The organism is Actinophytocola sp. (genome assembly GCF_050699935.1).
Classification (GTDB): Bacteria; Actinomycetota; Actinomycetes; order Mycobacteriales; family Pseudonocardiaceae; genus Actinophytocola.
The window spans coordinates 1-12,520 of record NZ_JBOHGB010000188.1 but is presented as its reverse complement, the minus strand read 5'-3'; the positions used below and the strand labels follow the sequence as shown (position 1 = coordinate 12,520).

The following is a 12,520-nucleotide window of genomic DNA, read 5'->3' as shown; positions in this document are numbered from 1 at the left end:
GCCCGGTGACGCCGCCGCCGTGGTCCGGCCCGCCCAAGGAGGCGACCCGGCTGGACGTGCACCCGTTCTCCGAGCCGTCGCCGAACGGCCCGGGCACGTCACTGCACCGCGAGCCGGTGCCGTCCGGCCCGACGCCGCGGCCACCCGTCCGGCAGGCGCGACCGGCACGGCGGCCACCGCCGGCCGGGCGGGCCTGGTCGATCGCGCTGACGGTGCTGGCGATCGTGGCGGCCATGCTGGTCGGGATCCTGGTGGCGACCCTGCTGTCCTCGGCTCGCGACAACGGCGAGGGCAGCCGCGGGGACCAGACCTCGCAGCCGCAGCCGGCCGAGAACGACGCACGACCTGGCTCCGCGGAGTACGTGCAGGCGGTGCGGGACTACTACGCGCTGCTGCCGGAGGACACCGACACGGCGTACGACCTGCTGTCGGGCAGAGCGAAGGTCAAGTCCGGCGGGAAGCGCACCTACGAGCAGTTCTGGAACACGATCGAATCAGTCGAGGTCGCCAGCGCCACCGCGGACGGCGACCGAGTCGACGCGGTGTTGTTGTACGAGAAGAAGGACGGCGGCGAGTCCGAGGAGCCCACCAGCTTCGAGCTCGTCGAGAAGGACGGCCAGCTCCTGATCACCGACTTCGACTCCTGATCGACTCCTGATCGAGCTACGACTGGCGCGGGTACTCCTGGCGGCCGTAGCCCTGGTCCGGACCGCCGACCCGCGGCTGCGGACCGGTGTGCGGACCGCCGACCGGCGGCTGCGGACCGGTGTGCGGACCGCCGACCGGCGGTTGCGGACCGGTGTGCGGGCCGCCCGGGCCCATCATCGACTGGGGGCCCGTGCCGGGACCGCCCGGCCGGTACCCGCCAGGAGGGTAGGGCGCCCGCACCGGGGGCGCGGCCGAGGACGGCACGAGGGACTCCGACGGCTCGGCGGCCTCCCGCGGTCGCACGACGCCGGCGGCCACCACCAGCGTCAGGGCCACCACCGCGAGGACGAGGTTGGCCTGGAGCTCGAGCGCCGCGTCGTCCGTGCCGATCAGGTCGATCGCGCGGTACGCGACGAATCCGCCGACGCCGAGGCCGGCCACGATCAAGATCACCTGGACGGTCACCAGGAAGCTTCGCATGGCCGGTGACAGTAACCCCGCCGAGCGCCCCGACGGCAGTGCCAAACAGCCCTGTTCAGACCAGCCGCCGGTCCGAGGCCCAGCGCGACAGCTCGTAGCGGTTGGACAGCTGCGTCTTGCGCAGGACGCTCGACACGTGCGTCTCGACCGTCTTCACCGAGATGAACAGCTCCGACGCGATCTCCTTGTAGGCGTACCCGCGCGCCAGCAGACGCAGCACGTCCCGCTCGCGCGGGGTCAGCAGGTCCAGCTCCGGGTCGGAGATCGGTGCCTGGCCAGGCCGGTCGGCGAACGCGTCCAGCACGAAGCCGGCCAGCCGCGGCGAGAACACCGCGTCGCCCTCGAAGACCCGCACGATCGAGCGGACGAGCTCGTGGCTGGAGATCGTCTTCGTGACGTACCCGCGAGCGCCGGCCCGGATCACCGCGATCACGTCCTCGGCCGCGTCGGACACCGACAGTGCCAGGAACACGACGTCGGTGTCGTCCTTGCGCACCTGGCGCAGCACCTCGGCCCCGCCGCCGTCGGGCATGTGCACGTCGAGCAGCACCACGTCCGGCTTGCGGTGCCCGATGCCCGCCACCGCCTCGCCGACCGTGCCCGCCTCGCCGACCACCTCCACCTCGTCGGTGATCGAGTCCAGCTCGGCACGCACGCCGGCCCGGAACAGACCGTGGTCGTCCACCAGGAACACACGGACCGGACGCTTCTCGTCTTCAGTGCTCACCGGGCTGGTCACCAGAGCATCTCCTCCTACGCGCCGACCGACTCCCGCGGCATCTGCAGCTGCACCTCGGTGCCCTCGCCGGGCGCCGTGCGCAGCCGCAGCTCACCGCCGTTGCGCTCCATCCTGCCCCGGATGGAGTCGGCAAGGCCATGCCGGTCCGCCGGGACGGCTTTGACGTCGAACCCCTTGCCCCGGTCGCGTACGTAGATGGTGACCCGCTCCGGCTCCACCTCCGCGTACACGCTGACCTCGGACACCCCGGCGTGCTTGGCCGCGTTGACCACCGCCTCGCGGGCCGCGAACGCCAGGCCGGTGAGCCGCTCGTCGAGCTCGCAGTCGCCCACCACGACCTGCTGCACCTGGATGGCGAACTGGTCCTCCACCTCGCCGCACGCCTGCGCGACCGCCTCGGCGAACGTGATCGCGCCGGCGCCGTCCGGTCCGCCGTCGCTCTTGCGGCCGTCCTTGAGACCGTCCTTCTTGCGGCCGTAGCCCGCCGGCCCGTACAGCCAACCGCGCAGCTGCCGCTCCTGACCGCGGGCCAGCCGCAGCACCTCGCGCGGCGCCTCGGACTGCTTCTGGATCAACGCGAGCGTCTGCAGCACCGAGTCGTGCAGGTGCGCGGCGATCTCCGCGCGCTCCTCCGTGCGGATGCGGGCCCGCCGCTCCTCACCCAGGTCGCGGACCAGGCGCAGCCAGAAGGGCACGGTCAGCACCGCGACACCGACCAGCGTGGCGAGCACGGACAGCAGGGCGAACTGCATCTGGTCCAGGTCCACGCTGCGGATCAGGAAGACGACGGTCCCCGTGATCACCAGTGCGCCGCCGGCCAGGACCCGGAAGAGCGCGCTGCGCCCGCCGTGGCCGAGCACGGCGCCGAGGAACCCGCTGCGCGCGCGGCGACGGGTCGAGTCGTCGGCCTCCCGCCAGACCAGGGTGATGCCGACGAGGGTGACGCCGAGGCCCCCGGCGACCCAGCCGTTGAGCGTGTCCGACAGCGTGCCGGCGCCGATCGCCAGGCCGATGCCCAGCGCGAGCAGGCCGCGTGCCTGCATGCGTTCCCGGCGCGAGACCTCCCGCTGTGCCTCCTCGCGCGACTGCTGCGGTACGAACACCCAGAGCAGGCCGTACGCCAGCACGCCGGCACCACCGAGCGCCGCGAGCACCGCGAACGCCATCCGCACCCAGAGCACGCGCACGTCCAGGTGGTCGGCGATGCCGCCCGCGACCCCGGCGACGGCACGGCCGTTGCGCCGGCGGCGCATCTTGACCACGTCGTCGGCCGGCACCGGCACGCCCGGCGTCCGGCGCTCGAGGTCGTGCTTGATGTCCGGCTTGACGTCCGGTCTCCTGTCCCCGGTCATCTCTCCGGTCACCACCACCTGTACTGGCACCGGTCCATCGTCACATGTCAAGCATGCCCTTTCATCAGGGAAATACCCCGGGGTCAAACATCAGGGTCACTCCCTGATGTGCGGGGCGTTCCCGCGTCGCATCCTCGATACCGTGAGTGGGACACAGCAGACTTCCGGCATGACCGGCGTCGAGGACACAGTGAAGGACTTCTGGGCGACTCGCCCGAGACGGCCGAGGCGCGGCCGCAAGATCGCCGGCGTCGCCGCGGGCATCGCCAACCGCTACCGCATCGACCCGACGCTCGTGCGGGTCGGGTTCGTGGTCGCGTCGATCTACGGTGGCGCGGGCATCGTGCTCTACGTGCTCGGCTGGCTCTTCCTGCCCGAGCAGGACGACGAGGTCTCGCCGTTCGAGTCGCTGATCGGGCGCGGCCGCAGCTCCACGTCGAGCGCGTTCACGGTGCTGCTCTGCATCGCGCTGATCCCGACGATCAGCTGGTTCTTCGGCGGCTTCTTCCCGGGCTTCCCCGGCTTCCTGAGCGTGCTCGTGGTGGGTGCGGGGCTGTACCTGCTGCACCGCAACCGCGGACACCTGGGCCAGGCGCCCACCCCGGAGCCGGCGGCCCAGCCGGATCAGCCGACGACCCCGGTGGCCACAGCGGCGCCGGGTGGCGGCACCACGATGCCGCTGCCCGACGAGCCACGCGAGCCGGCCGCACCGGCCGCACCCGAGGTGCCGGTCGACCCGGCCACCAACGAGCCGCCGCCGGTCGCCGAGCGCGGGGAGCCCGAGCCCGAGGTACGGGACACGCCGCCGGCCTGGGACCCGCTGGGCGCCGCGCCGTTCGCGTGGGACCTGCCGGACCCGACCGCGCAGCCGGCCGACGACGAGGAGCCGCCGGAGCCGCCCCAGCGCAGGTCGCGGATCGGCCTGGTGACCGTGGGCGTCGCCCTGATCACCGCGGCCGTGCTGTCGAGCGTGGCGGGCGGGTGGATCAACCCGCAGCACATCATCGGCATCGTGCTCGCCATTCTCGGCACGGGCATGGTCATCGGCTCGTTCCGCCGCGGCGGGCGCGGACTGCTCGGCCTGGCGGTGCCCCTGGCCGTGATCGGCATCGGGATGACCACGGTCTTCCCGAACGGTGTGCAAGGCGGTGTGGGCGACCTGAACGTGCGGCCGACCTCGCTGTCCGAGGTGCGGGACAGCTACGAGCGCGGGGTCGGCTCGGTCGAGCTGGACCTGACTGGGCTGCCGGCCTCGGGGCGGGTGGACACGCGGGTCGACCTGGGGATGGGCGACGTGACGGTGATCGTGCCGGAGTCGGCGAACGTCGACGTCGAGTGCAAGGCGGGCCTGGGTGACGTGTCGTGCCTGGGCCGCGAGCAGTCGGGCACCGACAACCGGATGGTCGCGAGCGACCAGGGCACCGACGGTGCGGAGGGCTTGGACATGGACCTGCGGGTCGAGGTCGGAACGGGCAGCGTGGAGGTGCTTCGTGGCTGAGAAGACGCGTGAGGCGGAGACCCGGTGCCGCCGGCCGGACGTGCTCACCCTGCTGTTGGGCCTGGTCACCCTGGTCATCTCGGGCTACGTCCTGAGCGACGGCCGGCTGTGGTTGCCCCAGGTGGACTTCCGCTGGCTGATCACGGGAGCGGCCCTGTTCGTCGGCCTCCTCCTACTGGCCACCTCCCTGCGAGGCGGCAGCCGAAAGCGCTAGCTCCGCGAGTCCCCCCGCTCCAGACCGCGAGTCCGGGGGACTCGCGGTGTCAGGCCGGGCGGGCGGTGGCCACTCGCATCCGGAGATCGTTCAGCAGCAGGTCGAACTGCTTCGCCGGCAGCACGTCCAGCCGCCCCGACGGATCGTCGTGGCCCCGGACGTACCCGCGCAGCGGCGCGGCGACGTTCCGGTCATCGACGTGGAAGACCAGCCGCCGCAGGTGCTCCGACGGCCGTCCGGACGGCACCGTGTCGACCGAGGCCACCGCGCCCAGGCCGAACGACCGCGTCACGAACACGTCGCACACCCACACCCGCGAGGCGTTCACGTACACACCCCGGCGCCGGACCCGCCACCACAGGACCGCCCACAGCGCCAGCACGAGCAGCCCGCCCAGAGCGCCGGACACCGGCAGCGAGCCCGTGCTCACGAGGCGCACGAGCACGACAGCGGCGAAGATCCCGACGAGCCACGAGGCCCCGGCGCCCATCGTGCGCCGGGGCGGCGGGCCCAGCCGGGTCCGGTCCGTCACTCCCATTCGATCGTGCCCGGCGGCTTGGACGTGACGTCGAGGACCACGCGGTTCACCTCCGGGACCTCGTTCGTGATCCGGGTGGAGATGCGCTCCAGCACGTCGTAGGGCAGCCGGGCCCAGTCCGCGGTCATCGCGTCCTCCGAGGACACCGGGCGCAGCACCACCGGGTGGCCGTAGGTCCGGAAGTCACCCTGCACGCCGACCGAGTGCACGTCCGCCAGCAGCACCACCGGGCACTGCCAGATGTCCCGGTCCAGCCCCGCCGCGGTCAGCTCCTCGCGGACGATCGCGTCCGCGGCCCGCAGCACCGACAGCCGGTCCGCGGTCACCGCGCCGATGGTCCGGATGCCCAGCCCGGGCCCGGGGAACGGCTGGCGGTGCACGATCGTCTCCGGCAGGCCCAGCTCCAGGCCGACCCGCCGGACCTCGTCCTTGAACAGCTCGCGCAGCGGCTCCACGAGCTCGAAGGTCAGGTCGTCGGGCAGCCCGCCCACGTTGTGGTGGCTCTTGATGTTCGCCGCCCCGGTGCCGCCGCCCGACTCGACCACGTCCGGGTACAGCGTCCCCTGCACCAGGAACCGGTAGTCGCCCGACGCCTTCAGGTCGCGCTCGGCCTGCTCGAACACGCGGATGAACTCGCGCCCGATGATCTTGCGCTTCTGCTCCGGGTCGGTCACGCCCACGAGCGCCTCGAGGAACTGGTCCGCCGCGTCCACGGTCACCAGCCGAACCCCCGTGGCCGCGACGAAGTCGCGCTCCACCTGTCCGCGCTCGCCGGCCCGCAGCAGGCCGTGGTCGACGAACACGCACGTGAGCCGGTCGCCGATGGCTCGCTGCACCAGCGCCGCCGCCACGGCCGAGTCGACCCCGCCGGACAGCCCGCAGATCGCCCTCCCGTCCGTGCCCACCTGAGTACGGATCCGCGCCAGCTGTTCGTCCACAATGGACGCGATGGTCCACGAAGGACGCAGGCCCGCGACGTCGTGCAGGAACCGCCGCAGCACCTCCTGGCCGTGCGGCGAGTGCGCCACCTCCGGGTGATACTGCACGCCCGCGAGCCGCCGGGTGGTGTCCTCGAACGCCGCCACCGGCGCCCCGTCCGAGCCGGCCGTCACGGTGAACCCGGGCGGCGCCGCGGTGACGCTGTCGCCGTGCGACATCCACACCGGGTGCCGGGCCGGCAGGTCCGCGTGCAGCACCCCGCCGGCCGCGCCCAGCTCGGTGCGCCCGAACTCCCGCGTGCCGGTGTGCGCGACCTCGCCGCCGAGTGCCTGCGCCATCGCCTGGAACCCGTAGCAGATGCCGAATACCGGCACGCCGGCGTCGAACAGCGCCGGGTCGACCCCCGGGGCGTCCTCGGCGTAGACCGACGACGGCCCACCGGACAGCACGATCGCGAGCGGGTCGCGGGCGAGTAGGTCGGCGACCGGAGCCGTGTGCGGGACGACCTCCGAGTACACCTGCGCCTCCCGCACGCGGCGGGCGATGAGCTGGGCGTACTGCGCGCCGAAGTCGACCACGAGAACCGGCCGGTGCTGGTGTTCCGTCACAGGGGAAGCATGTCACGGGGCCGGGGAACTACGGTGGAGGCATGAACGCGACAGAGCCGCATCTGCCGACCCCCCGGCCCGTCTACGTCGCCGGCCGCGCGGAGCAGAGTGAGCAGACGCTCAGCGTGTATCACCCCTACGACGGGAACGAGATCGCGACCGTCTGCGTGCCCAGCGACGAGCAGGTCGAGCGCGCGGTCGCCGCCGCCGCGGCCGCGACCCACCCGTTCCGCACGACGCCCGCGCACGTGCGCGCCGCCGCGCTGGACCACGTGTCCCGCTCGCTCGCGGCCAGAGCGGACGAGGTCGCGGAGATGATCACCGCGGAGAACGGCAAACCACTCAAGTGGGCGATCGTCGAGGTCAGCCGCTGCGTGTCGACGTTCCGCTGGGCGGCCGAAGAGGCCCGCCGCTTCTCCGGGGAGCTGCAGCGCCTCGACACCGACCCGTCCGCCGAGGGCCGGATGGCCGTCGTGCGCCGGGTCGCGCGCGGGCCCGTGCTGGGCATCGCGCCGTTCAACTTCCCGCTGAACCTGGTCGCGCACAAGATCGCCCCGGCCATCGCGGCGGGCGCGCCGATCATCGCCAAACCGGCGCCGCGGACCCCGCTTTCCGCGCTGCTGCTGGGAGAGCTGCTCGCGCAGACCGACCTGCCCGAGGGCGCCTTCTCGGTGCTCGCGGTCGGCAACGAGCAGACGATCGAGCTGGTGCAGGACCCGCGGCTGCCGGTGGTGTCGTTCACCGGCTCGGGCCCGGTCGGCTGGTCGATCATGGACAGTGCGCCGCGCAAGCAGGTCGTGCTCGAACTCGGTGGCAACGGCGCGGCGGTCGTCTGTGCCGACTGGCCGGAGCTGGACTTCGCCGCCAAGCGCATCGCGACGTTCGGCAACTACCAGGCCGGGCAGTCCTGCATCGCCGTGCAGCGGGTGCTCGTCGACAAGGCGGTGGCCGACAGGTTCGTGCCGAAGCTGCTCGACGCGGTGAACGCGTTGCGCAGCGGCGACCCGCACGACCCCGAGGTCGAGGTCGGCCCGCTGGTCGACGAGGCCGCCGCGGAGCGCGTCGAGAGCTGGGTCAACGAGGCCGTGTCGGCCGGTGGCAAGCTGCTCGCGGGCGGCAAGCGCGACGGCGCGTCGGTCTCGCCGACCGTGCTCTCGGAGGTCCCGCACGACTCGAAGGTCTGGGCCGAGGAGGTCTTCGGCCCGGTGCTCGTGGTCTCCGTGACCGACGGCCTCGACGACGCGTTCGATCAGGTCAACGACTCGCAGTACGGCCTGCAGGCCGGCGTGTTCACGCGCGACGTGCAGGTGGCCTTCCGCGCCCGCGCGGAGCTGGACGTGGGCGGCGTCATCGTCGGCGACGTGCCGTCGTTCCGCGCGGACCAGATGCCCTACGGCGGCGTCAAGGGTTCCGGCTGGGGCCGCGAGGGCATCCGCAGCGCCATGAACGACCTCACCGAGGAACGCATCATGGTCCTCACCGGCCTCGAGCTCTGACCGACCCCGCGAGTCCCCCGCTCCGGACCCGCGAGTCCAACGTCGCGTAGGCGATCAGCGTGGTGTCGGGTAGGCGGTCGTCGTGGTGCGGGTGCCGCGGTCGCACGAGACGAGCAGGGTTCGCTCGTCGCCGTCGAGGCGTACGTCTCCGCCGGCACAGCGGTCTTCGGTCGTGACGCTGCCGTCGATGGGCAACCGGGGAGCGCGCTCACGGAGCACGATCGTGCCGGCGCGGTAACGGAACTCGAAGACGTAGCGACCGAGGCGCCCGTAGGCGGTGTGGTAGTCGGCCGGGCCGGACACGGGCACGTGCTCGACAGGGTCGGGTCGAGCAGGACCCAGCCGGCCCAGTCCTTCGCACGCTCATTCGACCTGTACATGGGGAGGGCGAGGAGCCCGTCGCCGCCGGCGATGGCGACCGGCGGTCCTTCGATCAGGCCGGGCAGTTCGTCGCTGTCCGAAAAGCTACTCACGGACGCCGAAGGCCTCCCGTCACGATCGAAGCGGACGAGTCGCCGATCGTTGGCACGCCGGCCGTTGCGGTCGGCCTGCCACAGCACCTCGCCGGTGGCCACGTCCACACCGACGACCTCGTCGTGCAGCGAACCCTGACAGGCGACGAGCGCGGCAACGCTGCCCAACGTCAGGTTCGCCGGTGGCGCGTGGTCGTCGTGGCCGGTGACCAGGGTCCACGAATCGAGGCTGTCCTTGGGGCGCAGCGGATGCGTGTAGCGAATGCCACCGTCGACGTCGAGGCCGACGAGCGCGTCGCCGACCACGACGAGCACGGCCCCGGAGGCCGGGTCTACCACCATCGCGTCGATCCATTCCTGCCCGTGATCGCCGGCCACGGTGTAGCGCCACAGCTCGGCACAATCGTCACGGCGCAGGCCGACGACCGCGGAGACGGCCGCGTCGCAACCGTCCGCACTGTCGGACACCTCGCGAATCCGCACACCGACGAGCACGTCACCAGCCGGCAGCGCGCGCACGAGTCCGCGACGTGTCCACCGGCCGTCCTCGCCGCGCACCAGGTTCCGGTTCGTCCGGGGTGGGTCGAACACCTCCAGCTCGGCGCCGTTCCCGGCGACCCTGGCCAGCGTCAGCTCGCGCAGCAGCCCGGCCGCGCCCCATCCCGCGACCGACACCAGCACGGCGCACACCAGCCCTGCCGCGATCCAGCGGCGGTCACGTCCGGCACCGGTTCCCGTCGAGCCGACCGTGCGGGAACCCGCGACGGCGATCGCCACGGCCGCGACCAGGCAGCTGACCGCGGCGAATGCCTGCGCCCATGAAGGGGTTCCGGTGCCCAGCACGGCCTCGTCGACGTCGGTCAGGTAGGACCCGTCCGACGACGAGCGATCCTCGACGATCGGGTTCGGTGCGATGATCAGCCGGTAGCCCGGCAGCAACGCCGCTCCCGCCACCAACGCCACGGCCCAGCCGCCCCGACGGGCTCCGCAGGCGGATGGTGGCCACGGCCAGGCCGATCGTCAGCGCGATCAGCGCGATGACGGCATCGACGGAACCGCCGCTGCGCAGCGCATGAGACGCCGTCGCGACGAAGGCCGCGACACCGAGCCCGACCACACCTGCGGCGAACACCAGGTCGAGCCGACGCGTGCCCGTCTCCGTGACCGCGTCCGTTCCAACGTGTGCCTGGCTGTCGCTACTCATCTGCCGCTCCCCCGAAGACCGTCGTGCCGCCGATCGTGGTGGACGCCCTCCCCAACTGACCGTTCGACACGACCGCCGGTTCCGGAGCGGGGACTCGCGTGCGGGAGCGGGGGACTCGCGGCTAGGGGGCCAGGCCTTGGGGGAAGGTGAAGACAGCGTCGGGGTCGTAGCGGGCGGCTACCTCGCGTAGGCGGGGGAGGTTGGGCCCGTAGTACGCGTCCGCCCAGTCGGGCATGGCCGGATCGATGTAGTTGACGTAGCCGAGCGCGCCGGTGAGCTTGCCCAGGCCGTCGCGGATCTCGGCCACCTGGCGGGTCGCGGCCTGCCGGCCGGCGCCCGTGCTCGCGTAGATCTGCGCGCTCGCCACGGCCGTGCGGTGCGGGAACGCCGTCGCGTCCGGCGCCACCGCGGACACCGCACCGCCGAGCGAGTCCAGCAGCAGGTCGACGCCGCTTCGCCCGTCCAGCAGGGAAACCAGCGCGGCCGGGTCACCCACCGGCCTCGCCAGGATCCGCGACGACGCCACGAACGACTCCCGCCCCAACGACCCGCCGGCCGACGCCGGATGGCACTGCTCCACCGACCGCTCCGAGCACCCGGCGAAGTACCGCATGGCGTCCAGATAGGACTTACCGGTGACGAACCGCGACGACGCCGCCAGGCCCAGCCGCGCGAGCTGCGCCTCGCAGTCGCCGGTCGAGCCGACGAAGCAGCCGCCCACCCGGACGCTCGGCGGCGACCCGGCCGACACCACGCAGTTCGTCCACAACTCGTCCGGCAGATCCGCGACCCACGCCTGCCACGCGCCCACCACGTCCGCCGCCGCCCCGTCGAAGCGCAGCGAGAACACGGTCAGCTCGGGCGCCGCCGGGACGTTGAACGTGAACGACGTGACGATCCCGAAGTTCCCGCCGCCCCCGCCGCGCAGCGCCCAGAACAGGTCGGGCTCGGACTCCGCCGACGCCGTCACCAGCCGGCCGTCCGCCGTGACCACGCGAGCGGACACCAGCCGGTCGCAGGTCAGCCCGTGCTTGCGCGCCAGCACGCCGATCCCGCCGCCCAGCGTCAACCCGGCGATGCCGACCGACGGGCACGATCCCGCGGGCAGGCAGCGCCCCGCGGCGTCCAGGCCGGCGTACACGTCGATCAGCCGTGTCCCGGCGCCGACCACCGCGGAGTCGCCGTCGACGTCCACTGTGGACATCGGGCTCAGGTCCACGATCAACGCCTGGTCCTGGTTGCTGTAGCCCGCGTAGCTGTGCCCGCCCGAGCGCGCGGCGATCGGCATCCGCGCCGCCGCCGCGACCTCCACGCACGCCTGCACGTCCTCGGGCCGCGAACAGCGCGCCACGGCGGCCGGCCTGCGCGAGTCGAACAGCGGGTTGTACACCCGCGTCGCGGCTGCGAACCCGTTGTCGCCGGGCAGCACCAGGCCGCCGCGCAGCTTCTTGCGCAGTGCCGGCCAGTTCGGCGGCACGGGCTTCGACGCGGATGACGGCGGCGCGGACGGGCTCGACGTCGTGGCCGGCCGCGGCGAGCCCGACTCGCCGCTGCACGCGGCACCGGCTCCCGCCACCGTGCCCAGCGCGGCGGCGGACAGGAACGCTCGTCTCGTGATCAACCCCCGACACCTCCAGCGACGCAGACGCCCGACCAGTGGATCAGGTTGTCGCCCGGGCCCGCCGTTGGCCCCCTGGCACTCGCGGTCCGACTGTGTGAACTCCCCGCGCGGAATGCCCTGACCCGCACAGATCCGTTCTAGCGTGAGCGCACACACCCCAAGAGTGACAAGGAGTGCGCGATGCGTGACCACGATCCGACCTGGCGATATGCGGCATCACCGGCCCCAAGCGTGACGCCCTGCTACGCCTCACCCGCGACTGCTACGAGCCCAGCTGGTGGCTCGAATACGGCGAGCGGCTCCCACCGCAGCTCAGCACCTTGAGCGATGACGAGGACGCCTCGATCGCCATCACGAGCTTCGAGCCAACGTTGGTACCTGGCCTATTGCAGACCGAGAACTACACCCGCGCTCTCCTTGCAGGCTGCCGGTCATTCCCGAACACGAGATCGAAGATCGCATCAGGATGCGAACGATGCGGCAGAAGATCATCGATGGCCCGTATGCGGCCAGGTTCCGATTCTCCATTCCTGGTGCGGCCGGATACCACGGCGGCTGGATGCCGATCCACCTCATGGAGTTCTTAGAGCCTGTCTTTGAACTGGGTTAGGTGGTCGTGGCCTGGCTTTGTTGGCGGGCCAGGCGTCGGGTCATCATAGTGATCATGGACCAGTTGATGAAGGCTTCGGAATGTGCTGGGAGTCGTTCGT

General features: G+C 72.3%; 11 protein-coding genes and 2 pseudogenes. 6 read left to right on the top strand and 7 right to left on the bottom strand.

The genetic code is table 11. The features are described from left to right. Nucleotides 1-647, top strand: a pseudogene (locus ACRDTB_RS34360) (hypothetical protein); the annotation flags it as partial. A 16-nt stretch (nt 648-663) separates the two neighbouring features. Here ACRDTB_RS34360 and ACRDTB_RS34355 read toward each other — a convergent pair. The 3 genes from ACRDTB_RS34355 to ACRDTB_RS34345 are packed head-to-tail and all read right to left on the bottom strand — an operon-like array spanning nt 664 to nt 3,231. Further along, nucleotides 664-1,128, bottom strand: a complete 465-nt coding sequence (locus tag ACRDTB_RS34355) for a hypothetical protein (protein ID WP_431436400.1) — start codon at nt 1,126-1,128, stop codon at nt 664-666. 55 nt (nt 1,129-1,183) lie between these two features. Beyond that, on the bottom strand, nt 1,184-1,867 hold the full coding sequence (locus ACRDTB_RS34350; protein ID WP_431436399.1) for a response regulator: 684 nt from the start codon (nt 1,865-1,867) through the stop codon (nt 1,184-1,186). Between the two features lie 14 nt (nt 1,868-1,881). After that, nucleotides 1,882-3,231, bottom strand: a complete 1,350-nt coding sequence (locus ACRDTB_RS34345) for a PspC domain-containing protein (RefSeq protein ID WP_431436401.1) — start codon at nt 3,229-3,231, stop codon at nt 1,882-1,884. Between the two features lie 157 nt (nt 3,232-3,388). On the opposite strand from ACRDTB_RS34345, the gene ACRDTB_RS34340 reads away from it, so the two are divergent. Both ACRDTB_RS34340 and ACRDTB_RS34335 read left to right on the top strand, forming a co-directional pair. Then, entirely contained in the window at nt 3,389-4,717 is a 1,329-nt protein-coding gene (locus tag ACRDTB_RS34340; RefSeq protein WP_431436398.1) for a PspC domain-containing protein, read from the top strand. Next, entirely contained in the window at nt 4,710-4,931 is a 222-nt protein-coding gene (locus tag ACRDTB_RS34335; protein ID WP_431436397.1) for a hypothetical protein, read from the top strand. Before ACRDTB_RS34340 ends, ACRDTB_RS34335 begins: the two co-directional genes overlap by 8 nt. Nucleotides 4,932-4,980: 49 nt before the next feature. On the opposite strand, the gene ACRDTB_RS34330 is transcribed toward ACRDTB_RS34335, so the two are convergent. Further along, nucleotides 4,981-5,463 carry a hypothetical protein gene (locus ACRDTB_RS34330; protein ID WP_431436396.1) on the bottom strand — a complete coding sequence of 161 codons (483 nt, stop codon included), beginning with the start codon at nt 5,461-5,463 and terminating at the stop codon, nt 4,981-4,983. After that, a complete protein-coding gene (gene guaA, locus ACRDTB_RS34325) occupies nt 5,460-7,016 on the bottom strand; it encodes a glutamine-hydrolyzing GMP synthase (RefSeq protein ID WP_431436395.1) in 1,557 nt (518 codons plus the stop codon). The genes ACRDTB_RS34330 and guaA overlap by 4 nt, the downstream gene beginning before the upstream one ends. A 41-nt stretch (nt 7,017-7,057) precedes the next feature. On the opposite strand from guaA, the gene ACRDTB_RS34320 reads away from it, so the two are divergent. After that, the gene (locus ACRDTB_RS34320; protein WP_431436394.1) at nt 7,058-8,512 is read left to right on the top strand and encodes an aldehyde dehydrogenase family protein; all 1,455 of its coding nucleotides are present in this window, start codon (nt 7,058-7,060) and stop codon (nt 8,510-8,512) included. On the opposite strand, the gene ACRDTB_RS34315 is transcribed toward ACRDTB_RS34320, so the two are convergent. Both ACRDTB_RS34315 and ACRDTB_RS34310 read right to left on the bottom strand, forming a co-directional pair. After that, complete coding sequence (locus ACRDTB_RS34315; protein ID WP_431436393.1) at nt 8,407-9,948, bottom strand: hypothetical protein; 1,542 nt, start codon at nt 9,946-9,948, stop codon at nt 8,407-8,409. The two genes, ACRDTB_RS34320 and ACRDTB_RS34315, sit on opposite strands and share 106 nt — an antisense overlap. A gap of 362 nt (nt 9,949-10,310) precedes the next feature. Next, entirely contained in the window at nt 10,311-11,810 is a 1,500-nt protein-coding gene (locus ACRDTB_RS34310) for an FAD-binding oxidoreductase (RefSeq protein WP_431436392.1), read from the bottom strand. A 320-nt stretch (nt 11,811-12,130) separates the two neighbouring features. On the opposite strand from ACRDTB_RS34310, the pseudogene ACRDTB_RS34305 reads away from it, so the two are divergent. Continuing rightward, nucleotides 12,131-12,241: pseudogene (locus ACRDTB_RS34305) on the top strand (Scr1 family TA system antitoxin-like transcriptional regulator); the annotation flags it as partial. Nucleotides 12,242-12,285: 44 nt separating this feature from the next. Then, nucleotides 12,286-12,420 (top strand): hypothetical protein, encoded by a 135-nt coding sequence (locus tag ACRDTB_RS34300; protein ID WP_431436402.1) that lies wholly within the window; start codon nt 12,286-12,288, stop codon nt 12,418-12,420. The last annotated feature ends 100 nt before the right edge of the window (nt 12,421-12,520 follow it).